Source organism: Halomonas sp. BDJS001 (assembly GCF_026104355.1).
Classification (GTDB): domain Bacteria; phylum Pseudomonadota; class Gammaproteobacteria; order Pseudomonadales; family Halomonadaceae; genus Vreelandella.
On record NZ_CP110535.1, the window covers coordinates 632,103 to 656,153 of the forward strand.

The following is a 24,051-nucleotide window of genomic DNA, read 5'->3' on the forward strand; positions in this document are numbered from 1 at the left end:
TCACCTCATGGTATTCGAATGGCGGGCATTTAGTGTGCGGGCAGTGTAGCGCTTTTTAATAGTCCAGCGCAGCGCATCGATCACCACAAAAATCGCTAGGCTGGCGCCCAATACAGGCAGCGCCAGGCCCACTGCAATAGCACCTGCCAGCAGGCCTATTTTGGCCGAGAGCGGCAGTTGCGAAAATGGCTCAGCCACCGTCGGAAAGCGCTGACCGCTTGCTGCGCGTAACCGCCTCCAGGCCATTAAATAACCCCATCCGATCAATGTCACAAGCCCGGCGGCGATCAACGCCAGCACGATTTGATTCGCAACACCAAACAGCACCCCCATATGCAGGTCAATCCCCCAGCGGGTGAGTTTGGCTGCCCAAGGAAAAGTGGCAAAGTCGGTTTGATCAGTCACTGCCATTGAGCGTGGATGCAGTGCCACTTGATCTACCTGAGTGGGCCATTGACGGTCAATTTCCGCTACCCGCCATGCCTGCTGGGGAGTGCTTGGGGGCGTTAGTTGCATGCGCGCTGCGCTGAGGCCCGCCTGACGAGCAGCATTCAGTGCCCGATCAAAATCTTCTGGCGTAATAGACGTGGCTACCATAGCCATATGGCCGTGATGTTCGGCATGTTCGTCGACGACTTGGCTATCGGTATCGTTCAACGCCGTTGAGGCGCTTGGCGTGCCCCAGCCCCAGGCATGACGAAGTTCCGCAATATTGCCCCCCGCCCACTGTGACCATGTAAGCCCGGTGGCTGAAAAGAACAGTAACCCCAGCGAGAGTACCAGCCCAAGCGTTGCGTGGCGCCGGCGAGTCCGGTGAGGGCTGACAAGCGCTCCCAGCGAGCGGCGCTGACGAATCCATAGTAGCACACCGCCTAGCGCAGCCACCCATAGCCATGAGGCGGCCAGTTCACTATAAAGACGCCCTACGTTACCCATTAACAACTGGCGGTGAAAGTGATCAATCGCGGTGCGTAGTGGCAAGATGCCACTGGTACCGTAAACGGTTGAATCACCCGTCACTTCCAACGAAATGGGGTCAACGAATACAGCGCGGTGCTCTGATGGGCCAAGGCTTGGCTCGCTATACATCAGTCGGGTCGTGCTGCCGGGTTCCGGTGCCGGGCGCACTGCGCTTGGCAAGGTGGCACTGTCCAGGTAGCGTTGTGCCGCCGCAATTTGTTCGGCAAGTGGCTGAGGCTCTCCCTGGTTAACCCCATACAGGGTGTCGTGGTAAAGCCACTCTTCAAGCGGTGGGCTGAGTAAGTAAGCGATGCCGGAGAGGGCCGCAATTAGTATAAAAGGGCCGACGAAGAGGCCGATATAGAGGTGCAGGCGGCTAATCAGGGCAAAAAGCAGTTTGCCAGTGTGGATAGAGGGGAGGGTTGAGGCTGTCATTCGCTGGATCCGAGTGGCATCGGTAAGAGAGAGACAGCTTAGATAGTTTACTTAGCAACTGCTAGCCTACACACAGCGGTAAAAAGTCACACGCTTAGCGATTAGAGGGTGTGGGTTTCGCGGCTAGGAGTGCACGAAATAGGCCATTCATTAGCACCGGTTCGTCGTGGCGAATCAGGAACCCAGCGTCGGTGAGCAGAGGCTCCGCTTGTCGGGTAATGTCGGTTGCAAGGGCTGATGTAAGCAGGTTCAAGATGCGCCGGCCTGGCCCTGCAGGTTGTGCATCCGACTGAAACTTATCCATTACACACAGTTGCCCGCCGGTTTTAAGCACCCGGTGCGCTTCGGCAAGCCCTTGTCGTGGGTCGGGCATCACCGCCAGAATCAAGTGCATAACCACTACATCAAAGTGCTCATCGGGGTAACTGAGTGCTTCGGCATCCATCACACCGCACTCCATGTCTCTATTCAGCGCAGCCGCCCGTTTAACCGTTCGCTTGACCATGGCAGGGGCTATATCAGTGGCGTGTAATTCGATGTCCTGGGGCAGGAAAGGCAGATCCAACCCTGTCCCCGCGCCTACCAACAGCACGCGCATGCCGGGCTCCCAGTCCACTTGGCCAAGCGCTATGCGCCGCGGCCTGCGAAACACGCGGGCCGCGACCGGATCATAAAAAGGTGCGTAAACCGTATAGCGCAGTCGGTTCCAGGCAGTGGTGTTGAGCATAGCGCCTCTTTGCAGCGCAGCGCTGCGATGGCTGAGCAGTGGTGACTGGTTACCTATAGCATAAACGCCATTATTCAACCAATAGGGCACTGACGGTGTGGTGCTGGTTTATAAGTCTGATATTTAAAAATGAGTTCCTTTATTTATGTTGAATCAAGATTTTTGAGTTTTGAAAAAGATTAATTTTTTTGATTATAAGGTTTATTATGGTCTGATTTTTAAATCGTGGATGTGTTGTTGTCATTATTTTTTTACCCTTTCTGAAGGCGCGTAGTTAAGTTTTCAACAATATCGATCACTAATTTTCTATCATTTTGATTTAAAGGGGCTAAAAGTTGCTTCATTCTGCTTGACTGGTCATCAATATGAAAGCTTGCTTGGCCAAGCAGCTCCGCGGCTTCGCAGTTGAAAATTTCAGCAAGCTCAATTAAGCGCACGATATTAGGGATCACCCGCCCGCGCTCGATACGCGAAACGGCTTCATTGCCAACGCCTAAGCGCTCAGCAACCTCTTCTTGGGTCAATTGACTGCGAACCCGCTGTTTGGCAATGGCTCGGCCAATACTGCCCGCTAGCCGTTCCTGTTCTGTTTTGTTCACGATGCCCTCCATTAGACCTAGATGGTTGAGGAACGACCTATTGACATGAAGGACTGTTTAGGTTGAATATCATCTTCTAAGGTTGATTTGGATGCTGATAGTTACTTTTTGTTTCATTTGCTTACTCGCTGAAATGAATAATTGTCGGATATGAATTTAATCAACTATCTAAAAACATAGCTGGAGAAATGAAAAACCTCAGCTATGAAGTGCACGGCTGAAGGTTATTTGAGAGGTAGAAGCTGAATAGATTGAATGTTCGTGTTTGAGTTGAGTTTGCTTTTAAGATTGGCATCAATGTTTTAAAGAAGAGTTATCGTTAGCGTTGAATGATGTTCGTTTTTTAAGTTTTAGCGTTTGAATAAAACTGTCGAATAACGTTTGTGCGGTAGACGTATGTGTTTTTCAAATAGAGTGTTCAAGAAAACGGGATAGAAGCTTGATATTTAAATCTGAAGGCGCTTAATAGCATGCACCCTACTTCTGCACCAGAGATTTTTCGACAGCTGGCGGATAAGTTGTCCTATGTCAGTGAAGAGGGGTTTTTTCACCACCTCGTGAGATCCTTGGCGGATATTCTCGGCGTGGATCACGTTGTTGTTGAACATGTTGATAGCCATCAGAGTATTTCGACAACCCTGGCGGTGTGGTCTCAAGGTGAGTTCATTGAGCTGGCTCCCTATTCGCTCCAGGACACACCATGCCAGCAGGTCGCCAATCACTCACGTCTATTCGTTGCCTGCCAGATTCGCGAGCAGTTTCCGGATGACCAGCGTCTGGCGGCCTTGAAGGCAGAAGGGTATTTGGGCATCTCTATCGCGGCACCTGGCGGCGGCTTTTTGGGCGCTATTGTACTGATGCACTCCTCTGTCCTGAGGCTTCCTCCGTATGCCGACGAAGTATTACGTATCGCAGCGGCGTTGGCAGGCGCCGAATTGGCGCGCCAGTTAGCGGAGAGTCAAACACGCGAACGTCTGTTACATAAAAAGCTAGCGCTGCAGCGCATTGGTCGATACAACGAAGATTTGATTAACACCCTTCATGAGCAGCAACGTTTCCAGCACGCTGTGGTTAGCGTGGCCACTGCTGTATCAGCGGAAAATGGCGAAGCGTTTCTGCATCAATTAACCGCCCATATGGCTGAGGCGTTATCTGCCGAAGTGGGGTTTATAGCGTTACTGGATGAGCAGGATGCCGATATTGCTCATACCTTAACGCTGTATTTCCATGGTCAGTGCCAGGATAATTTTGCTTATTATCTTCCCGGCGTCCCTTGTCACAAGGTCATGATAGAGCAGGAGTGTATCGTGCACGAGGGCGCCGCCATTATGCTGCCTGCCGAGAGCAACGGGGCGCTTTCGTGGGTAAACGGCTATGTTGGGCGGCGGTTGGATGATAGCCATGGCCAGCCCATGGGGCTTATTGGTGTCATGTTTAAAAAGCCGCTGAACGATGTGGAGGTGATGCGCAACGTACTGCAGATATTCGCCGCGCGGGCCGCTTCAGAGCTAGAGCGCCAGCAAGACGAAGTACGTATTCGCCAATTGGCCTTTTGTGATGCTGGCACCCAATTGCCTAATCGGTCGGCCTTTATGCGCCACTTGGAATGCGTGGTCGCTGATCCCCAAACCACTGAACTGGCGCTATTGCTGCTGGATCTTAATCATTTCAAAGAGATCAATGATACCGCTGGCCACGATCTGGGTGATTTAGTCCTTAAGGCCGTGGCCGAACGCTTTGCGGCGTCGCTAACGGAGGGGCAGTACCTGGCCCGTTTAGGTGGCGATGAGTTTGTGGTGGTATGCCCCGGTGTCCAGGCAAACAGCGCGTTAGCGACGGCTCAGCGGCTGTGTGACAGCATCGCACTGCCCTTTATGGTTGAGCAACACTCTTTCGAGCTTTCCGTGGGCATCGGCCTCGCGCTTTATCCCCAGGATGCGGTAACGCCATTAGAGCTGCTGAAACACGCCGACATTGCCATGTACCAAGCAAAACGGCAAAAGCTTCCCGTGTGCGTATTTGAGCCCTGGATGGAGCGCATTGTGGCTGAACAGCTGCATATCGCCAAACGCTTAGCATCAGCCATTGCAGAGAAACAGCTGAGTTTGCACTTTCAGCCTCAGGTAGATTTACACAGCGGCCGGTTAATTGGCGCCGAGGCACTGTGCCGGTGGCACGATGAGGAGCTGGGCCAGGTTTCACCGGGCAAATTTATCCCCATTGCCGAGGAGCGCGGCATGATCGTTGCGCTTGGCAACTGGGTCATTGAAGAAGCCTGCAGGCAGCTTGCTGCATGGCGAGAGCAGGGGCACTCCATGCCTGGCCAGTTGGCGATTAATATTGCCGCCCAGCAGTTTGAAGAGGATGACCTGGTCGCCATCGTACTCAATCGCTGTGCCCAGTTCGCCGTTGAAGCGTCACAGCTGAGTCTTGAAATTACCGAAAGCGGCATCATGGAGAGCCCTGAAAAGGCAATTGCAATCACTGAAGTGTTAAAGAGCAAGGGGTTAGGGTTGTCTATTGATGATTTTGGCACCGGGTACTCGTCGCTTGCTTACTTGAAGCGCTTTGCCGCCGATAAGATCAAAATCGACATCTCCTTCGTCCGCGATATGCTCACCAGCGACAATGACCGTGTCATTGTGGCAACGATTATTGCCATGGCGAATACGCTGGGTCTAGAGACCATTGCGGAAGGGATTGAAAACCGCAACCAGATTAATGCATTGCTCGCAATGGGCTGTGCCCAGGGGCAAGGCTACTACTTTGATCGGCCCTTGGCAGCTTCACAGTTTGCCCATCGTTGGCTCAGTTAGCTTAGGCAGCTAGGTTATGAAAGGTTATGCATGCCAATGGCTACTGCGGCTTACAATAGTTCTCAGTGAAAAGGCTTAAGTCTGTAGACGACCACCTTACTATAGCGCCTAATCACACTTGCTCAACATATTGAGCAAGTTCTAATTTTTTCTTCATCCCTTTCAAAAAGCCCGGTCAGTCAGGGTGCCAAGTAGTCTAGACTCATGCTATACCTAAGCTGTAATCTCAACTTCATATGCGCTCACGGTGTGTGCTTTAGCGATGGTGAGTAATAGCAAAAGGACGCATTTAGCTGATCGAAAGGACTCTATACGTATGTCGGTTCGGCAAATAAGCGAATTTGAATTCAGTCAAAGGATTGTACAGGAGCATTGCGCTAAATGAGTGAATCGACCCTGCAAAGTAAATTCTCAAGTCGCAAAGGTTGTTTTTCAGCAGCGCTTCTATGCGGGCTGCTTGTTGGGAGCATCCCCCTTGAGGCTTTTGCGTTTGGCTTTGATGATGTCGCTCGAAGGGCCGAGGAACTGGCCCAGCAGGGCTACCGTGCCCCAGAAACGTCCTTGCCGGATCAGTTGCGTGAACTCAGCTATACCGAGTATTCGCAAATACAGTACAAGCGCGATCGCGACGTATGGAGCGGTAAAGGCGCACCTTTTACGCTGAGCTTTATCCCTGAAGGAATGCATTATGCCAGTGCTATCCAATTAAACAGTATTGATCAGGAGGGCGAGGTTCACGGCTTTGCTTACAGTCCTGACGACTTTACCTATGGTGATTTAGACATCTCCGACGATGTTATGCAGAGCGATGGCGTGGGTATCGCCGGCGTCAGAATCAACCACTCACCCAACGGCGTTGATAGTAAGGAGGTGATGGTATTTCTAGGCGCAAGCTATTTTCGCGCCGTGGGCAGTGGTCAGGTTTACGGTCTTTCAGGACGAGGGTTGGCCGTTGACACAGGATTATCGTCGGGCGAAGAGTTCCCACGCTTTAGCGAAATTTGGATTGTCGAACCAAGCCCAGAAAGTCAGTACTTGACGATTTTCGCCCTGCTTGACTCGCCAAGCGTTACCGGTGCCTACCGCTTCGTGCTACGTCCCGGAGAAGACACCATCGTCGACGTACAGTCGCGGCTATATTTGCGTCGGGCTGTCGAGAAGCTGGGGATTGCACCGTTAACCAGTATGTATCTCTACGGCCCGGAGCAGCCTTCCTCGACACAACACTATATCCCGGCCATGCATGACTCGAATGGGCTATTAATCAGCGATGCTCAGAATGGCTGGCTGTGGCGCCCGCTAGCCAATCCGGCCAGATTGATGATGAATAGGCATGCCACACCTCAGTTACGCGGTTATGGCTTGATGCAGCGTGGCCATAATTTTAGCGATTATCAGGATATTGATGCACGTTATGATTTGCGCCCAAGCGCCTGGGTTGAGCCACGCAACGAGTGGGGAGCCGGTAGCGTTGAGCTGATTCAGATTCCGACAGACAACGAGACCAATGACAACATCGTCTCGATGTGGCTGGCTGACGAAACGTATGAACCAGGAGCACCGCTGGAATTCGATTACCGCATTACGTTCACCGCAAATGAAAGCCGTCACCTTGATCCTGAGCTTGCCTGGGTGGCAGAGACGCGTCGCTCACGGGGTGAGGTGATTCGCGATGACCTGGTGCGTGAGCCCGATGGTACACTTGCCTTCGTTCTAGACTTTGTCGGGCCCTCGCTTGAAGGTATCGGCAACGGCGCCAATCTGAGCGTTGAAGCCAGCGTAGGCGATAATGGCGAATTGGCCGCTAGTCGCGTTGTGCATAATCCGGCCACGAACGGTTGGCGTGTGTTTGTCAATGTGAAGCGCAATAACGGCAATCAGCCTTTGGATATCAGGGCCAGGCTAATGCTTGATGGCAAGCCACTATCTGAGACTTGGTACTATAGGTTGCCCGCCAATGGCTGAAACACTGTCTTCTTTGCAGGCAACGCCAACGGATATCTATTTAGAGCGGTTAGCGCTGGAGACCCAGGATCGTGAGGAGCGCTACAAGTTACTGGTCGGTGATCTTGATAAACACGAGATGGCTTCGCTTCACGCGGCGTTGGGTGGTGAGAGAGAGTGGCAGAGTAAAGAGAGTGATGATCCGGCAGCCTTGTCAGTGGGTAGGCGCTTGGCGCTTGCTTATGCAGAGCCGCCACTAGCGCCACCGGAAGTGCTGTCAACGGACGCATCGGGCATTACACGTCTCCGCACTGCGCCAGCAATGAAGCGAACGCCGCTGGCCCCCCAGCAGTGGTCGACGAATCCTTTTGTGAATATTGGTCGCCGCTTCAAGCGCTGGGCAAATGGTGATTTTCGTCGGCGCAGAAGAGAGTCACCCTCCGCGTCCTGGAAGTGGGTCGCCACTAGGCGACGCTGGGTTTTGCTAGTGCTGATTTTCGGTCAAAGTATCATCGCTGCCAATCAGATGCGTACCGTCCTCCCTGGCCAGGGCCTGCAGTGGCTTGAGATAGCTATCCTGTCGTTATTTGTGTTGCTATTCGCCTGGGTATCCGCCGGGTTTTGGACTGCCTTGATGGGGTTTTTCCAGCTATTACGAAGCCATGACCGCTACGCCATAGACAGCGAGGTTGGCGACGAGCCGATTGATGATGAGGCACGCACAGCGTTGCTGGTGCCCATCTGTAACGAGGACGTTGCCAGGGTATTTGCCGGGGTGCGCGCCACTCTGGAGTCTTTGCGCAGCACGGGTAATGATCGCCATTTTGACATCTTCATCCTGAGCGATACGTCCGATCCCGATACTGCCATTCAAGAAACCTATGCCTGGTTGGTGTTGTGCCGCGACCTGGAGGCCTTCGGACAGGTCTTCTATCGCCGTCGACAGCGTCGTGTGAAACGTAAGAGCGGAAACCTTGACGATTTTTGCCGGCGCTGGGGAGCACTCTATCGCTATATGCTGGTATTGGATGCCGATAGCGTCATGAGTGGCCAATGCCTTACCCGGCTGGTGCAAATGATGGAGGTGCACGCCAATGTTGGTATTATCCAAACGGCGCCACGTGCTTCCGGACGTCTCAATTTATACGCGCGCATGCAGCAGTTTGCGACGCGGGTTTACGGGCCGCTGTTTACCGCCGGGCTGCATTTTTGGCAGTTAGGTGAGTCGCATTACTGGGGCCATAACGCGATCATTCGCCTCGCCCCGTTTATGCAGCACTGCATCCTGGCGCCACTGCCCGGTAAAGGCTCGATGTCTGGGGAGATTTTATCCCATGATTTTGTCGAAGCGGCGCTGATGCGCCGCGCCGGTTGGGGGGTATGGATTGCCTACCAACTGGAAGGCAGCTATGAGGAAATGCCGCCGAATCTGCTCGATGAGCTCAATCGCGACCGACGTTGGTGCCACGGCAATTTGATGAACTTCCGGCTGTTTTTTTCCCAAGGCATTCATCCCGTGCACCGTGCCGTTTTTCTGACCGGTTTAATGTCTTATCTTTCTGCGCCGCTATGGTGTCTTTTCCTAGTACTGTCTACCGCACTTTTAGCCGTACATACGTTTAGCACCCCCGACTACTTTCCTGAGCCGGGGATGCTGTTTCCTGTTTGGCCGCAGTGGAACCCCTCCTTAGCAGTAGGACTGTTTGGTGTGACGGCTTTACTGCTGTTCTTGCCTAAGCTGCTCAGCGTATTGCTGGTGTGGATACAGGGTAGTCGTCAATTTGGCGGGCCACTCAAGGTGTTGGCGAGCATGGTGCTTGAGTCGCTATTCTCGATGCTATTGGCGCCAGTCAGGATGCTGTTTCACACTCGCTTTGTGCTTACGTCATTAATGGGGCGGGCGGTTCAGTGGCGCTCACCATCGCGGGAAAATAGCGACACGACCTGGGGGGATGCCTTTCGCGCTCATTGGAGTCAAACCCTAATAGGGGCTGTGTGGGCAGCGGGTGTTTACGTTATGGAACCAACCTTTCTGTGGTGGCTCTCGCCCATCGTCGTCGCCTTGATGCTGTCGATCCCGGTATCCGCGCTGTCGAGCCGTGTCTCGTTAGGGCGGTTCTGCTTCCGAAGGCGGTTGTTCCGGATTCCCGACGAAACGCAACCGCCTCGGGTACTGCGGCGCATGGTGAGCTTGCTCTCCCGTATGAACACAGGCATGGCGGCGCCCTCTTTTGCCCAAGTGGTGGTAGACCCTGTGCCCAATGCGTTGGCCACTGCCTTAGCTACATCACGGCATACCGATGTTGAACCAATACGTCGACGCCGGGCCGAGCGGGTGGCACGTGGTGTAAGAATGGGGCCAGCGGCGATGAGTCGGTTGGAGCGTTTGGATTTTCTAGATGACCCGGTGATGCTGTCGCAACTGCATTATCACATTTGGGACAACAGCAAGGCGCACCACAGTTGGTTTGATTGTGGTCTGCCAGGGCGTGAATCCAAGCACCTGCCGACCTTTAACTAAGCTTACTAACGCGTGTTTAATAACTACCGCAGTTAATCAGGCCCGCGGAAGGCTGGCTTGTATAGCCTATCCGCGATTGGCTCAAAACGCTTTCCCATTAAGTGTTTGAGAAGGTGACTCCCCAAACTGCTGCTTATAGTCGTGGGCAAATTGGCCCAGATGCCAGAAGCCCCAATAGGTCGCAATGTCTGTTACCGACTGCTCCGGCGATGCCGCCCGCAGCGCCCGGCGTACGCGATTCAGCCGTGTCAGGCGTAAAAACTGTAGTGGGCTAATGCCTAAAATGGTCGTAAAACTGTATTGCAGCGTGCGACGGCTAACATGGGTCAACTGGCAAAGCTCCTCCATGGTCACCGGGCCATCCAAATGTTCGTCTACATAGCGCTTAACACGATCAACCACGTCCTTGCGATGGGCGTAGCTGGGGGGCAGTTCGGCGCTAGGCTGCTCTGCCTGTAGCAGTTCCAGTAGCGCCATAAGCAGAATATCTTGATGAATATGGCTGGCGATCGTCAGCGTTTGGCTGGTGAGTAAACGTTCGATAAGAAACGATAAGGCATTCAGCGTCTGCTTGGGCGCAGGCCGACGTGGTCTCTCCTGCCAGCGTTTATCCAGGCTCACACCCTGCCGTTGGGCAGCCTCTGCTAACGCTGGTAGCTGAATCACTAGTCCATAGATATCGAAGGTTTCGGGGGTGACCAGCTCAAAGTCCCGTCCGCCAGGGCGGCACATCACCTCGCCCGCGCTAAGCGGTTGACCATTGATACGCGTACCCTGGCGAGTGGTAGGAATCCCGATCCACAGCGAGTTTGGCCACACCCGGCAATCCTGACGTAGTGCCTGCCCGGTGTACTCCTTAAACACCTGCATGGTTTCAAGTGCCACTTCATCCAGGCGGCCATAGAAGCTGCCAGGGCTAAGCTGATCGTACTCCTGCTGCCAGCGCGTCAGGTTTTGCGCATGCTCATCGGCATCAAAGGCCTCTTGAATGCACCTTGTTGGTGCAAATGAGCTGTCGAGCGTGGTCATGAAGCGCACCTCGCAGTGTTAATTTGGCTAATCATAATTTATGTTTTGCCATAACGTTTTGTATTTATTTGAATTTGTGAAATGTTAGTGGGTTTGCCAAAACTCGATACTACCTGACTAGTGATAGCGCTATGGTAGAAACAAGCAAGTTTTATACCTCAACGCGTATGCCTGACGCTGTGTCTAAAAATATACGTAGAAATTGAAATATAAAAAAGGAAGGCCCCATGACGCAGACCTATCACACGACGGTGGGGAGCCGCCGCTACCGTTTTGCCAGTCTAGCTGAGCTGATGGCCAAAGCCACACCGCCCCGTTCCGGCGACCGCTTGGCCGGGGTAATGGCCGAGAGCGCCGAAGAGCGGGTGGTCGCTCAAATGGTTTTGGCGGAACTGCCGCTCACCACCTTTTTGAATGAGGTCTTGATCCCCTACGAAGAGGATGAAATCACTCGGCTGATTATCGATGACCATGACGCCGACGCTTTCGCCCCCCTCCGTCACCTTACCGTCGGCGATTTTCGTAACTGGCTACTCTCCGATCACGCGACTAGTGACGTATTAACGCAGGTAAAAGCGGGTATTACCCCCGAAATGGCCGCTGCCGTCAGCAAGCTGATGCGCAACCAGGATTTGATCCTCGTGGCTAAAAAGTGCCAAGTCACGACTGCTTTTCGCAATACGATTGGTCTGCCGGGAAGACTCTCCACACGACTGCAGCCCAATCACCCCACCGATGATGTGACCGGCATTGCGGCGAGCATACTGGATGGCCTGCTCTACGGCAGCGGTGATGCGGTGATTGGCATCAACCCCGCGACGGATAACGTCGCCCAGAGCGTCAAGCTGATGCGCCTGATGGATGAGGTGATTCAGAAGTATCAGATCCCCACCCAATCCTGCGTGCTTACCCACGTAACGAACACGCTGGAAGCTATAGAGCAGGGCGCCCCGGTCGATCTGGTGTTTCAATCCATTGGCGGCACCGAGGCCACCAACCGTAGCTTTGGTTTTGACTTGAGTACTCTCGCCGAAGCCGAAGCAGCGGCGCAGTCGCTCAATCGCGGCACAGTGGGGCGCAACGTAATGTATTTCGAAACCGGCCAGGGCAGCTCGCTCTCCGCTGACGCTCATCACGGGCTCGACCAGCAAACCTGCGAGGCTCGCGCTTACGCGGTGGCGCGCAAATTTAATCCGCTGTTGGTTAACACCGTAGTGGGGTTTATCGGCCCCGAGTACTTGTTCGACGGTAAAGAGATCACCCGGGCCGGGCTGGAGGATCACTTCTGCGGCAAGCTGCTGGGCGTGCCCATGGGCTGCGATGTCTGCTACACCAACCACGCCGAAGCTGACCAGAACGATATGGATAACCTGCTCACGCTGCTCGGCGTGGCGGGCTGCAACTTCATAATGGGTATCCCCGGCTCTGATGACATTATGCTCAATTACCAGACTACCTCCTTTCACGACGCGCTCTACGCCCGGCGGGTGCTGGGGCTGAAGGCCGCGCCGGAGTTTGAGCGTTGGCTCGAAGAGATGCAGATTTTCCAGGATGTGAGCACCCACCGGCTCAACGACCAGTTTCCCGCCGCCTTTGCCAACAGCCTGCGCCACCTGCCCAAGGAGCCGCACCATGGCACATGATCCATCATCACCCATCGTGGTGGAGAACCCCTGGGAGCGGCTAAACGCCTTTACCGACGCACGAATTGGCCTGGGGCGCGCTGGGGTCAGCCTGCCGACCAGCAAACTGCTGGCGTTTCAACTCGCCCATGCCCAAGCCCAGGATGCGGTTCACTGCCCGCTGGATGTGGAAGCACTCTCCGCAGAGCTAACCCAAGCCCTAAGTTTGTCTGAAGCACCGCTCCGCCTGCACAGCCACGCCCAGGATCGTGCCATGTACCTGCAGCGGCCCGACTATGGCCGTCGCCTTAACGACCAGACCCGTGAGTACCTACAGAAAGCCGCTGAGTCTCAGCAGCGCTATGACCTTGCGGTGGTGATTGTCGATGGGCTTTCTGCGCTGGCCGTTCAGCAAAACAGTGCGCCGTTTCTTAGCGCGCTTTATCAGATGCTTGATAAAGATGCCGCGGATTGGCAGCTAGCGCCGCTAACCATAGTTGAGCAGGGCCGAGTGGCCATAGGTGATGAGGTGGGTGCACTGCTTAATGCCGATGCCGTGCTGGTGATGATCGGTGAACGACCAGGGCTAAGCTCGCCGGACAGCCTGGGGCTGTATATGACCTGGGCACCGGAACCGGGGCTAAAAGATGATCGGCGCAACTGTATTTCCAACGTACGCCCGGCAGGTCTACAAGTGGAGGAGGCTGCTCGACGCTTCTTTCTGCTGTTAAAAGAGGCCCGGCAGCTCAAGGTATCCGGGGTTAAGTTAAAAGACCGCAGTGAAGACGATGTGCTGGAAGGTGATGCCTCTTCCGGTTCAACACGCAACTTTCTGGTCGCTGATTAACGACATTGGCCCACGGCAAACGCTGTATAGCAGCAGACGTATAACAATAAACGTTTAACAATCAGGGCGTAACAATTCTCCCATAACAATATGGAACGCAGTAAGCAGCCTATAGCAAAGCACGCCGCTGACGACACTTTCGTTCCACACCATGAGGGTAAAAAGATGACACAACCATCTGTTGATCAAGCGTATTTGGCCAAGCGCCAACTGCGCAAAGGCACCGCCGGCTGGATGCTGCTGGCGGGGCTAGGGGTTTCCTATGTGATTTCCGGTGACTTCGCTGGCTGGAACTTTGGTATCGCCGAAGCGGGGTGGGGCGGCTTTGCGATTGCTGCCTGTTTAATGGCACTGATGTATTTAGCGCTGGTGCTTTCACTGGCGGAAATGTCGGCGGCGATACCTGCGGCTGGGGGCGGCTACAGCTTTGCCCGCCAGGCAATGGGGCCTGCTGGCGGCTATCTGACCGGGCTGGCCGTATTGATCGAGTATGCCCTGGCACCGGCGGCCATTGTGATCTTCATCGGTGCCGCCGTAGAGTCGTTGCTGGGTATCAACGGACCGCTGGTCTACCTCATTTTCTACGCGCTGTTTATCGGCATTCACTTGGCGGGTGTGGGGGAAGCGCTAAAGGTCATGATGGTCATCAGTGGCTTGGCAGTGTTTGCCATCCTGGCCACTGCGGTCGCCCTGATCGGTGATTTTGATGCCGCCAACCTGTTCGATATTGCCCCCACCGATGCGGCGGGTGCGAGCACCTTTATGCCCTTTGGCTGGTACGGCGTCTGGGCGGCACTACCCTTTGGTATGTGGCTGTTCCTGGCGGTAGAAGGCGTACCGCTGGCTGCCGAAGAGGCTAAGGATGCTGCCCGGGACATGCCCAAAGGCATTATCGGTGCGATGCTGTTCCTGCTCTTCACCGCGCTGTTAGTCGTGGTGCTGCTGGCCGGTGCGGCGGGTGCCGAGATGATCGGTCAAAGCGGCGTGCCGCTGGTGGATGCGTTGAATGCAGCAGGTAACCCGACCCTGGCAACCGTGGTGAACGTGCTGGGCCTGGCGGGGCTGATTGCCTCCTTCTTCTCTATCATTTACGGCTACAGCCGGTTGGTGTTTGCGCTCTCCCGTGCGGGGTACCTGCCCAAGGCACTGTCGCTGACCAGTGGCCGTAAAGTGCCTTATCTTGCCCTGATCGTGCCCGGCGTGTTTGGCTTTCTGGTGTCGTTAAGCGGTGAAGGCGACCTGATGCTGGGAATGGCCGTGGTCGGTGCGACGATCTCTTATGCACTGATGGCACTTAGCCATATTCTACTGCGGGTAAAACAGCCCGACCTGCCGCGTCCGTATAAAACACCTGGTGGTGTCGTCACCTCAGGGATTGCACTGGTGCTTTCTCTGGTCGCGCTCACCGGGGTATATGCCTTCGACCCACGCGCCTTTAACTACACCATCGTGCTGTTTATTGTTGGTGCAGCTTACTTCTTCCTCTACAGCAAGAATCACCTCGTAGCGAAAACCGCCGAGGAGGAGTTTGCGCTGGTGGTCGCGTCACCTGAAGAACTGGATGATAGTGATTCAGAACCAGCGGTCACGACAGCGAAGCTGTAATTTGCGAGGCTAATCGCCTAGGCTGAACAAGCCTCTTTGCCCTGCGGCAAAGAGGCTTTTCTGGCTAATGATAAGGAGTCGCCATGGCGTTGACATTTAATAGTCGAAACGAGCAGCAGCGCTGGTACTCCGTTGATGATGGCGTGATGGGCGGCGTTTCAAGGAGTGGTTTTTGCGTTACCGATGGCGTAGGTCGCTTTCAGGGCGAGGTGTCGCTTGAAAACGGGGGTGGCTTTGCCTCCGTTCGCCGCGAGCCCAACGGTTTTGAGCCAACACTAGCGGATGCGCAGGGCATCGCGCTGACCGTGCGGGGCGACGGGCGTACCTATCAACTACGTCTGAAAAGCACCGCTCTGGGCGATGCTTCAGCGTACCGAGTGAAATTTGCACCTGATCAAGATGCCTGGGAGACGCTGCACTTTTCATGGGATGCTTTTGAGGCAGTGCAGCGGGGAACGGTATTGAGTGACGCCCCAGCAATAACGCCAAGCGAGATTCACCAGCTCGGCTTTTTGATTGCTGACCGCACTTCCGGAGCCTTTTGCTTAGAGGTCAAACATATAGAGCCCTTGCGCTAACTGAGCACAGGGTACCCACCAAGGTCGTCTCGCATATGGTTTCCAGTTACGCGAAGCTGGTAAAAATAATCTGGAGCCTGGCCCGTGAAGCACTCCCCTGCATACCGCTTAGCGACGACGATTTTGCATGGCTTCGATGAGTATCGCGCGCGTTTTAAAGAGATCACTGCCGATGCCAGCCGTCGTTTCCGTGACGCGGCGTGGCGCGAAACGCAGCAAGCATCCGCCGAGCGCATCAATCTCTATAAGGAAAAGATTGATGACACTCTGGGGCGCTTAAAGCGTACTTTTGATCCCGAGGTGGTTTCTCACTGTGAGTGCTGGCGCGAGGCGCGCAACCACTACGCTGAGTTGATCAGTCACCGACTCGATTATGAACTCGCTGAAACCTTCTTTAACTCGCTGTTCTGCGCCATTTTCCACCACCGCCATATCCGCAACGATTGGATGTTTGTATATAGCTCCCGGGAGGATGCCGCCCACCGCTCGGGAATTGACCTATGCCGTCGCAAACAGGTTAACGGCGACTGGCAGGGCGCGCTCAAATGGGCGCTTATCGATGCGCCCTTCGAAAATCGCTTTGCGGAAATAGACCAGGATACCCATCTCGGCGCCACCTTCTTACGGCAGCACTTACCCTCGGCGATTTTGAACGCCAGTGATGCTGAAATCGAGTTGCTGAATAGTGTCTTTTATCGCAATAAAGGCGCCTATTTGGTGGGGCGGATCCTGGGCGGCGGCGAGCAGGTGCCGCTGGTACTGCCGGTACTCCACGGGGAAGGATTTGGTGAGCAGCAAGGGGGCGACTCCAGCCTGCACCTTGATACGGTACTGATCGAAACCGACGAGGTGTCGATTATTTTCTCCTTCACCCGCGCCTACTTCCAGGTTGAGGTAGCGGTGCCCAGGGAGTTTGTCGACTACCTTCAGCAGTTGATGCCGCACAAACCGGAAGGCGAACTCTACGCAGCTATCGGCTTCTTTAAGCATGGTAAAACCGAGTTTTTCCGGGCCTTGAACCGTCAGGTCGCCAAGCGCGCAGATCAATTTATTATTGCGCCGGGGGTGCGCGGCATGGTCATGGCGGTGTTTGTACTGCCCAGCTTTCGCACCGTGTTTAAGATCATTAAAGATAAATTCGACCCGGCCAAAGAGGTGACCCATGCCGTGGTGCGCGAGAAGTATCGGCTGGTAAAGCGCCATGACCGGGTAGGGCGCATGGCTGATACCCAGGAGTTTTCAAACTTTATTGTTCGTCAGGATCACTTTGCCCCCGAGTGTTTGGAGCATCTGCTGGAAGTGGCGCCTTCAACGGTGGTGCTACGAGATGACAAAGTCATCATCAAGCACTGCTATACCGAGCGGATGATGACACCGCTGAATATCTATCTGGAGCAGTGCAACGACAAAGAAAAGGAGATGGTACTCAAGGATTACGGCAACGCCATTAAGCAGATGGCGGCAGCGAATATTTTCCCTGGCGATATGCTGCTGAAAAACTTTGGTGTGACGCGCCATGGCCGGGTGATCTTCTACGACTATGATGAGGTCTGCTACCTCACCGAGTGCCGTTTCCGACATATCCCAAAATCCTACGGTAATGACTTTCAGGGAGGCGAAACGCTCTCCATCGGCCCCAACGATATCTTTCCAGAAGAGTTTGGGCCTTTTATGTTTGCCAATAAAGCGCTGCGCGATATGTTCATGCACCAGCATCCTGAACTCTTTGACCCGGATTACTGGCTGGAACTGCAGCAGGCTATTATCGATGGTCGCGTCATTGATGTTTACCCTTATCGCAATAAGCAGCGCTTTGCAGGCAGTATTGGCCAGCTAGTATATTAGATGGCGATTGAAGGTGTAGTGAATCATAACCGACGAGGTAGTCATGGCAGCAAGCCCGCATTTGGTGGTGTTTACCGGCTCGGGGATTAGCGCCGAGAGCGGGATTAAAACCTTTCGTGCCAGTGATGGCCTGTGGGAGAACCATCCAGTTGAGGATGTGGCTACCCCCGAAGCGTGGCAGCGTAACCCGCAGCAGGTGTTGGATTTTTACAATCAGCGCCGGGAGCAGATTCGCCGCGCTAAGCCCAACGCCGCCCATAGAGCGTTGGCTGCTCTTGAGCAAGACGGTTTCAGCGTCAGTATCATTACCCAGAATATTGATGACCTGCACGAGCGGGCAGGCTCCCGCCAGGTGCTTCACTTACATGGTGAAATCTTGAAAGCGCGCTCCTCCATCGACGAACGCATGCGCTACCCACTGCTCAAGGGGGGAATTGAGCTGGGTCAGGTCTGCGATAAAGGCAGCCAGCTACGTCCCGATGTGGTTTGGTTTGGCGAGTCAGTGCCGCTGTTTGCCGATGCCTGTGAGCTTGTTAGTCAGGCCGACTTTTTGCTGGTCGTCGGTACGTCGCTGGCGGTCATGCCCGCCGCTTCGCTGCTTTCGTACATCGATTACGACACCCCCTGCGCACTGGTCGACCCAGAAGCGGATAGCCTTAGCCCGCCGGGCGTGCTGGCGATTAACACCACCGCCGGTGAGGGGGTGCCAGCGCTGGTAAATCGCTGGAAACAGCAGGGTAATCTACTGCTTTCCTGAGCTGTTTATTGATCCAGAAACCACGCTTTCATGACGTCGGTAATCTTTGCCATCTCCGCTTCAGAGGTGATATAGGCGGGCATGGTATAGAGCCAGCGGCCAATGGGGCGCAGCCAGACGCCCCGCTCCCGGGCGAAGTCGCCTACGCCTTTTAGTGCCTCGGCGGAGTGCGCTTCAATCACCGCAGTGGCGCCCAGCACCCGCACGTCGGCAACGCCGGTATGCGCGTTGAGCGCGCGGTCTTCCAGCAGTTCGCGGCGCAGTAAGCGGTTAAGTGCCGCTATCTTGCCAAGGTAATCCTCTTCCTCGAATACCCGCAGGCTCTCCAGTGCCACGCGGCAGGCCAGCGGGTTGCCCATAAACGTCGGCCCGTGCATAAAGGCGTGCTGGGGGCTGTCGCCGATAAAGGCGTCGTGAACTCGATCCGTCGCCAAGGTGGCGGCGTGGCCTAAATAGCCGCCGGTCAAACCTTTGGAGAGAACCATTATATCTGGCGTAATGCCCGCGTGGTCAGCGGCAAATAGCTTGCCGGTGCGGCCAAAACCGGTGGCCACTTCGTCAAAGATCAGCAGCACATTAAACTCATCGCACAGTGCCCTGGCGCCAGCAACATAGGCGGGCGAGGTCATATTGAGGCCGCCCGCCGCTTGTAAAAGCGGTTCCATCAGCAGCGCGGCAATCTCATGATGGTGGCGCTCCAATACGCTACGCAGAGCGCTAAGATCGTGTTCGATCTGCTCATCGGTGGCATCAAAAGGGGCTGTGGGCGCCGGGGCGAAGTGGTGCTGGGGCAGCAGACTGGCAAACAGGCTGTGCATGCCTTCTTCAGGGTCGCACACCGCCATGCAGCCGGTGGTGTCGCCGTGGTACGCCTTCATCAGCGAGAGCATCTTTTGCTTGCCGGGGTGGCCGGTAAGCACCTGGTACTGCAGCGCCATTTTCATCGCCACTTCCATACCCACCGAGCCGCTGTCCGAATAGAAAACGTGATTCAGACCGGCGGGGGTAATGCGCACCAGTTCGCGGGCCAGGTGGTCGGCGGGCTCATGGGTTAAGCCGCCAAGCATCACATGGCACAGCTCGCCGGCCTGTTCGCGAATGGCCGATACCAGGCGTGGGTGGCCGTAGCCGTGGATCATGCACCACCAGGAGCAGGTGGCATCCAGCAGACGCTCGCCGCTCTCAAGCACAAAGTGAGCGCCGTCACCGCCCATCACCTTGGGCGCGGGCGTTTGGGTTTTTAGGTGTGCATAAGGATGCCAAACCGGTGTTTTCATAACGGCTCCAGGGAGAGATAGGGGGCGGCAGCCTCTGCACTGGGGGCATCAAGATGGGGAATAATGCCTAAACAGGGGGCGGCCAGTTTAGTATTTAGATGCGCGATGTTGGCTTCAAAACGGGCAGGTTCGGCCGCAAAGGCAGGATCCACCACGCTGCCCGCCCAACCGGCGAGTGCCAAGCCGTCGGCACGAATGGCTTCCGCCGTTAAGCGGGCATGATTTAAGCAGCCTAGCTTTAAGCCGACGACCAGGATCACCGGTAACTCTAGGGCTATCGCCAGGTCGGCAAAATCCTGCTGGTCGTTTAATGGCACGCGCCAGCCACCGGCGCCTTCAATCAGGGTGAAGTCCCTGGGTGTTTGGCTAAGCGTTTCGCCTAGTGAACTCACGATGGCACTAACCTCAAGCGGCTGGCCCGCCTCCTTCGCGGCGAGATGAGGCGCTATGGCGGGGGCAAAGGCGATGGAATTCACCGTGGCATAGTCGACCGGAGGCACACTCTGCTGCTGTAACGCCACTGCATCATCGTTACGCAGGCCTTCGCTGGTCTGCTCGCTACCTGAAGCCACCGGCTTAAGGCCCAGCGTGCTCAACTGCTGTTGGTGGGCGGCGTGCAGTAAGCCGCTGGTCACTAATGTTTTACCCGCATCGGTATCGGTGCCCGTTACAAACCAGACGTTCATGGCGATTTTTCCAGTTGCAGCGTTAAACAGCGATAGCTCACCGGTAGGCCCTCCGGCTGGCGCAGTTGCTCAAAGCGCGCTTTGCAGCGGCGATATCCGCTCGGGTAAGGCTTGTGTTCGGCCGGGGAAGCTGCGCGCCAACGCCTTTAATGGATGCCATCACGGCTTGCAGGTCGGGGTAGTAAAAGCGCTCAACGGTGGTCGTTTGTTGGTTGATAGTTAAGCCGCTTTTACTAATAGCCCGTTCGACGTTGGCGCGATGAGGTGGTTGCAGCAACGCTTCGGGGCGCTGCCAGGCAAAGGCGATCTCTTCCAGAGTACCGGGTAGCAGCGTAGTGATATGCACTTGCCCTCTGGGAGTGAGAACGCGGTAAAGCTGATGCATCACCGCGCCGATATCGCGGCACCACTGCACCGCCAAGTTGGAAAACACCAGATCAAAGGCATGGGCATCAAACGGTAGCGCCGCCGCGTCGCCCTGCTGCCAGTGGATATTGTCACCATAGCGCTGGCGGGCTTTCGCCAGCATACCGGGCGCTAAATCTAACCCGGTCACCTGAGCGCGGGGGTAGCGTTCAGCCAAGCGCTGCGTCCAGTAGCCGGTGCCGCACCCTAGATCGAGTATTTTATAGGCGCTGTCGGGTAGCGAATCCCTCAGCCGTTGACCTATTTGCCGCTGTGCGCTGGCGAGCATATCGTAGCGTGGGGCGGCCCGGGAGAAAGCGTGAGCAACCCGTGCCTGCCAGTTGGCATCGCTTTTCATCGTTAGCGCGTTCATAAAACCGCCCTATCGGCGTTAGCCATCTGGGTGGCATGGTGGGTAATCGCAGCAGCCAGCGCCTGGGGCTGGGAGAGCATGGGACAGTGGCCAACACCGGTTAAAAGCTCGCTGGCGCGGCGTTGGGCGGGGCCGATTAATGGATCGTGTTCGCCAGTGAGCCGTACCACTGGGCAAGGTGCCGCCGCTAGGCGCTGGCGATTATCAATCGACGCCAGCCAGTCCAGGCCTGCAGCGAGTGTGGTGATGTCGGCGGGTAGCGTATCCCCCAGTAAATCACCCAACTGCCGGTATGCCTGTCTGGGGCTGGGCTCGCCTTGCGCCTGCCAGCGCAAAAAGTGCTGCCAGGTCGCGGTGGGGTCGCGCTGAAAGGCGCGTCGAAAGGCGCTTAGTTCGCCGGAAGTGACACCGTCGGTAGCGCAGAAGGTGTTACCGGCACCGAGTAGAATCAGCCCGCGTGGTGGGGGCAGTTCCTCAAGTAGTGCCGCTGCCAGTAACCCACCCAATGACCAGCCGACCCATACCGCATCGCTGGCTAGTGGCACGGCCATCTCCTTCGCGAGCCCTGAAAGCGTAGCGTTAGCGCCTAGCGCAAGGGCTTCGCCATAACCAGGCCAATCGACCCCCTGGGCAGCCAAATGGGCGGGCCAGTGCTCCTCCAGTGGCTGCCAGATACGCTGGTCGACTCCCCAGCCGGAGAGCAGCATTAAACGCAGGGGCTGCATAACGCCTCTTGATGCTGGCACTGGTCGAGCGCGGCTAACAGCGAGTCAATATCGCACCGCTGGTGGCGGGCGCTTAGGGTGATGCGCAGCCGGGCCTCTCCCTTGGGCACCGTTGGCGGGCGAATGGCGCCCACGGAAATACCTCGTGTTTGCAACTGACCCGCCCAGCGTAAAGTGCGCGCTTCATCTGCCAAGATTAGCGGCTGAATAGGTGTGGCAGAGCTGCTGAGTGGTAGCCCTAGTTTCAGCGCTTCGCGGCGGAAGTAAGTAGTATTGGCGTTGAGCTGGGCACGGTGTTCGGGTTCACCCTGAACGATCTCAAGCGCTTTGAGGGTGGCGGCGGCAATGGCTGGCGGCTGGGCGGTGGTGTAAATATAGCTGCGCGAAAACTGAATCAGGTGGTCGATAAGGGCAGCATCGCCGGCCACAAAGGCCCCAGCGGTACCCAGTGCTTTGCTCAGGGTGCCAACCAAAATCGGCACCTCGGTACTGCCCCAGGCGCTACCCACGCAGCCGCTGCCATTTTCACCCAGTACGCCTACGCCGTGAGCGTCGTCCACCATTAGCCATGCACTTTGGCGTTGGCTGACGGTGACCAAACTGGCGATGTCAGCCACATCGCCATCCATGCTAAACACGCCATCGCTAACCACGAGTTTATGTGCGCACTCACTGCGCCCCAGCAGGTTTTCCAGATCGCTTATGTCACGGTGATGGTAGCGCCGTGAGCGGGCGCCGCTTAACGCAGCGCCATCGATGAGCGATGCGTGGTTGAGGCGATCTTGGAAAATAGCGGTATGACGATCTGCCAGCGCTTGCAGCACGCCCAGGTTGGCCATATAGCCGGTAGAGAACAGCAGAGCACGCTCGCGGCCTGTCCAGCGCGCCAGGGCCTCTTCCAGAGCGTCGTGAACTTCCCTATGGCCGCTGACCAGATGCGATGCACCGGCGCCTGCACCGTAAAGGCGAGCGCCCGCTGCCTGGGCCTCGCTAACACGCGGGTCTTGGGCAAGACCCAGGTAGTCGTTACCTGCAAAGTCGAGGGTATTGCTTTTGGCTACCTGACGAGTTCGCCAGCGCTCCGTGTGTTGACGATGGGCGCGGGCGTCGGCCAGACGCTGTTGCCACGCTTTAGACACTGGCATCTACCGCCAGCTCGGCAACCAGTTCGGCGTGCACCTGCTGTTGGGCCTGTTGGGCGAGGCGCGCCGCTTGGGTATCTTCGCTCTCGCAGGTCTCACGCTTTTCCGGATGCAGGCCCAGCTTAGCAAATAGAGCACGGTCACGATCCGCCTGAGGGTTGCCGGTGGTCAGCAGTTTGTCGCCGTAGAAGATCGAGTTGGCGCCTGCCAAAAACGCTAGCGCCTGGGTCGATTCGTTCATCTGCTCACGGCCAGCGGAGAGCCGCACATGGCTCTGGGGCATCATAATACGGGCGACAGCAATGGCGCGGATAAACTCGATGGGGTCTAGATCTTCGACGTTTTCCAGCGGTGTGCCGGGGACTTTCACCAGCATATTGATGGGCACGGATTCCGGGTGCGGGGAGAGCTTGGCCAGCTGTTGCAGCAGGGCGCTACGATCCTGGGCATCTTCGCCCATGCCGAGAATGCCGCCGGAGCAGACCTTCATGCCTGCATCGCGCACGTTAGAGAGGGTTTCCAGTCGGTCGCTGTAGGTGCGAGTGGTGATGATTTCGCCGTAGAACTCCGGCGAGGTATCCAGGTTGTGGTTGTAGTAATCGAGCCCGGCGGTGGCCAGTCGGCTGGCCTGTTCACCGTCCACCATACCCAGCGTCATACAGGTCTCCAGGCCCACTGCTTTTACCTGACGAACCATCTCTTCCACCAGCAGCAAGTCTTTATCCCGGGGGCTGCGCCATGCCGCGCCCATACAAAAACGGCTGGCACCGGCTTCTTTCGCTGCCTTGGCTTGTTCGACGACTTTTTCGATTTCCAGCAGTTTCTCTTTCTCTAGCTGAGTATTGTAGTGGCCGGATTGTGGGCAGTATTTGCAGTCCTCTGGACAGGCGCCAGTTTTAATCGAGAGAAGAGTTGAGACCTGCACCGCGTTGGCATCGAAATGGGCACGGTGTGCCTGCTGGGCTTGAAACAGCAGGTCGTTGAACGGTAGCGCAAACAGCGCGTTGATCTCATCCAGCGTCCAGTCGTGACGCTGCGGATAGCCTTGCTCTTGGCGCTGCTGGTGGGATAGCTCATGGGGCACGGTCATGGGGTGTAAACCTTTTTACCTTTAATAGTTGACGAGACTTTAGCGGCGTTGCGCTTTGGGTGTCAACG

Annotated in this window: 18 protein-coding genes and 1 pseudogene; 9 read left to right on the forward strand and 10 right to left on the reverse strand. The window is 55.9% G+C overall.

The window, feature by feature from the left end; all coding sequences use genetic code 11:
* The 3 genes from OM794_RS03090 to OM794_RS03100 all read right to left on the reverse strand — a co-directional run bounded on the left by OM794_RS03090 (nt 1) and on the right by OM794_RS03100 (nt 2,721).
* Nucleotides 1–1,395 carry a PepSY-associated TM helix domain-containing protein gene (locus OM794_RS03090; protein WP_226250173.1) on the reverse strand — a complete coding sequence of 465 codons (1,395 nt, stop codon included), beginning with the start codon at nt 1,393–1,395 and terminating at the stop codon, nt 1–3.
* A 94-nt stretch (nt 1,396–1,489) separates the two neighbouring features.
* Nucleotides 1,490–2,122, reverse strand: a complete 633-nt coding sequence (locus OM794_RS03095; RefSeq protein ID WP_226250174.1) for a class I SAM-dependent methyltransferase — start codon at nt 2,120–2,122, stop codon at nt 1,490–1,492.
* A 251-nt stretch (nt 2,123–2,373) separates the two neighbouring features.
* A complete protein-coding gene (locus OM794_RS03100; RefSeq protein WP_170938452.1) occupies nt 2,374–2,721 on the reverse strand; it encodes a helix-turn-helix domain-containing protein in 348 nt (115 codons plus the stop codon).
* A gap of 470 nt (nt 2,722–3,191) precedes the next feature.
* On the opposite strand from OM794_RS03100, the gene OM794_RS03105 reads away from it, so the two are divergent.
* From OM794_RS03105 to mdoH, 3 genes are all read left to right on the forward strand, one after another.
* On the forward strand, nt 3,192–5,537 hold the full coding sequence (locus OM794_RS03105) for a putative bifunctional diguanylate cyclase/phosphodiesterase (protein ID WP_226250175.1): 2,346 nt from the start codon (nt 3,192–3,194) through the stop codon (nt 5,535–5,537).
* A gap of 381 nt (nt 5,538–5,918) precedes the next feature.
* Nucleotides 5,919–7,502: a glucan biosynthesis protein G gene (locus OM794_RS03110; protein ID WP_226250176.1), complete on the forward strand. Its 1,584-nt coding sequence runs from the start codon at nt 5,919–5,921 to the stop codon at nt 7,500–7,502.
* Nucleotides 7,495–10,002, forward strand: coding sequence for a glucans biosynthesis glucosyltransferase MdoH (gene mdoH / locus OM794_RS03115; protein ID WP_226250177.1), 2,508 nt, complete (start codon nt 7,495–7,497; stop codon nt 10,000–10,002). The genes OM794_RS03110 and mdoH overlap by 8 nt, the downstream gene beginning before the upstream one ends.
* Before the next feature lie 81 nt (nt 10,003–10,083).
* Here the strand turns inward: mdoH and OM794_RS03120 are convergent, their stop codons facing one another.
* Entirely contained in the window at nt 10,084–11,031 is a 948-nt protein-coding gene (locus OM794_RS03120) for a helix-turn-helix domain-containing protein (protein WP_226250178.1), read from the reverse strand.
* 227 nt (nt 11,032–11,258) lie between these two features.
* Here OM794_RS03120 and OM794_RS03125 point away from each other — a divergent pair, with 227 nt between their 5' ends.
* From OM794_RS03125 to OM794_RS03150, 6 genes are all read left to right on the forward strand, one after another.
* Nucleotides 11,259–12,674, forward strand: coding sequence for an ethanolamine ammonia-lyase subunit EutB (locus OM794_RS03125; protein ID WP_226250179.1), 1,416 nt, complete (start codon nt 11,259–11,261; stop codon nt 12,672–12,674).
* Complete coding sequence (gene eutC, locus OM794_RS03130; protein ID WP_226250180.1) at nt 12,664–13,500, forward strand: ethanolamine ammonia-lyase subunit EutC; 837 nt, start codon at nt 12,664–12,666, stop codon at nt 13,498–13,500. The genes OM794_RS03125 and eutC overlap by 11 nt, the downstream gene beginning before the upstream one ends.
* Before the next feature lie 165 nt (nt 13,501–13,665).
* Complete coding sequence (gene eat / locus OM794_RS03135) at nt 13,666–15,105, forward strand: ethanolamine permease (protein ID WP_226250181.1); 1,440 nt, start codon at nt 13,666–13,668, stop codon at nt 15,103–15,105.
* Nucleotides 15,106–15,188: 83 nt separating this feature from the next.
* Nucleotides 15,189–15,683 (forward strand): CIA30 family protein, encoded by a 495-nt coding sequence (locus tag OM794_RS03140; RefSeq protein ID WP_226250182.1) that lies wholly within the window; start codon nt 15,189–15,191, stop codon nt 15,681–15,683.
* A gap of 84 nt (nt 15,684–15,767) precedes the next feature.
* Entirely contained in the window at nt 15,768–17,528 is a 1,761-nt protein-coding gene (gene aceK / locus OM794_RS03145) for a bifunctional isocitrate dehydrogenase kinase/phosphatase (RefSeq protein ID WP_226250183.1), read from the forward strand.
* A gap of 43 nt (nt 17,529–17,571) precedes the next feature.
* Nucleotides 17,572–18,285, forward strand: coding sequence for an SIR2 family NAD-dependent protein deacylase (locus OM794_RS03150; protein WP_226250184.1), 714 nt, complete (start codon nt 17,572–17,574; stop codon nt 18,283–18,285).
* Nucleotides 18,286–18,290: 5 nt separating this feature from the next.
* Here the strand turns inward: OM794_RS03150 and bioA are convergent, their stop codons facing one another.
* The 6 genes and pseudogenes from bioA to bioB form a co-directional block, all read right to left on the reverse strand.
* Nucleotides 18,291–19,562: an adenosylmethionine--8-amino-7-oxononanoate transaminase gene (bioA, locus tag OM794_RS03155; protein ID WP_226250185.1), complete on the reverse strand. Its 1,272-nt coding sequence runs from the start codon at nt 19,560–19,562 to the stop codon at nt 18,291–18,293.
* Nucleotides 19,559–20,248, reverse strand: coding sequence for a dethiobiotin synthase (gene bioD / locus OM794_RS03160; protein ID WP_226250186.1), 690 nt, complete (start codon nt 20,246–20,248; stop codon nt 19,559–19,561). Before bioD ends, bioA begins: the two co-directional genes overlap by 4 nt.
* A pseudogene (locus OM794_RS03165) lies at nt 20,245–21,026 on the reverse strand (methyltransferase domain-containing protein). Before OM794_RS03165 ends, bioD begins: the two are co-directional and overlap by 4 nt.
* Nucleotides 21,023–21,751, reverse strand: coding sequence for an alpha/beta fold hydrolase (locus OM794_RS03170; RefSeq protein WP_226250188.1), 729 nt, complete (start codon nt 21,749–21,751; stop codon nt 21,023–21,025). The pseudogene OM794_RS03165 and the gene OM794_RS03170 overlap by 4 nt, the downstream one beginning before the upstream one ends.
* Nucleotides 21,733–22,896 (reverse strand): 8-amino-7-oxononanoate synthase, encoded by a 1,164-nt coding sequence (bioF, locus tag OM794_RS03175; protein WP_226250189.1) that lies wholly within the window; start codon nt 22,894–22,896, stop codon nt 21,733–21,735. Before bioF ends, OM794_RS03170 begins: the two co-directional genes overlap by 19 nt.
* Nucleotides 22,883–23,983: a biotin synthase BioB gene (gene bioB / locus OM794_RS03180; RefSeq protein ID WP_226250190.1), complete on the reverse strand. Its 1,101-nt coding sequence runs from the start codon at nt 23,981–23,983 to the stop codon at nt 22,883–22,885. Before bioB ends, bioF begins: the two co-directional genes overlap by 14 nt.
* Between the last annotated feature and the right edge of the window lie 68 nt (nt 23,984–24,051).

Coding starts and splice junctions, on each gene's coding strand:
- OM794_RS03120 (WP_226250178.1), bottom strand. CDS start 11,031: ATGACCACGCTCGACAGCTCATTTGCACCAACAAGGTGCATTCAAGAG.
- bioF (WP_226250189.1), bottom strand. CDS start 22,896: ATGCCAGTGTCTAAAGCGTGGCAACAGCGTCTGGCCGACGCCCGCGCC.
- OM794_RS03170 (WP_226250188.1), bottom strand. CDS start 21,751: ATGCAGCCCCTGCGTTTAATGCTGCTCTCCGGCTGGGGAGTCGACCAG.
- OM794_RS03110 (WP_226250176.1), top strand. CDS start 5,919: ATGAGTGAATCGACCCTGCAAAGTAAATTCTCAAGTCGCAAAGGTTGT.
- OM794_RS03105 (WP_226250175.1), top strand. CDS start 3,192: ATGCACCCTACTTCTGCACCAGAGATTTTTCGACAGCTGGCGGATAAG.
- bioD (WP_226250186.1), bottom strand. CDS start 20,248: ATGAACGTCTGGTTTGTAACGGGCACCGATACCGATGCGGGTAAAACA.
- bioA (WP_226250185.1), bottom strand. CDS start 19,562: ATGAAAACACCGGTTTGGCATCCTTATGCACACCTAAAAACCCAAACG.
- OM794_RS03140 (WP_226250182.1), top strand. CDS start 15,189: ATGGCGTTGACATTTAATAGTCGAAACGAGCAGCAGCGCTGGTACTCC.
- eutC (WP_226250180.1), top strand. CDS start 12,664: ATGGCACATGATCCATCATCACCCATCGTGGTGGAGAACCCCTGGGAG.
- OM794_RS03090 (WP_226250173.1), bottom strand. CDS start 1,395: ATGACAGCCTCAACCCTCCCCTCTATCCACACTGGCAAACTGCTTTTT.
- mdoH (WP_226250177.1), top strand. CDS start 7,495: ATGGCTGAAACACTGTCTTCTTTGCAGGCAACGCCAACGGATATCTAT.
- bioB (WP_226250190.1), bottom strand. CDS start 23,983: ATGACCGTGCCCCATGAGCTATCCCACCAGCAGCGCCAAGAGCAAGGC.
- OM794_RS03095 (WP_226250174.1), bottom strand. CDS start 2,122: ATGCTCAACACCACTGCCTGGAACCGACTGCGCTATACGGTTTACGCA.
- OM794_RS03125 (WP_226250179.1), top strand. CDS start 11,259: ATGACGCAGACCTATCACACGACGGTGGGGAGCCGCCGCTACCGTTTT.
- OM794_RS03150 (WP_226250184.1), top strand. CDS start 17,572: ATGGCAGCAAGCCCGCATTTGGTGGTGTTTACCGGCTCGGGGATTAGC.
- eat (WP_226250181.1), top strand. CDS start 13,666: ATGACACAACCATCTGTTGATCAAGCGTATTTGGCCAAGCGCCAACTG.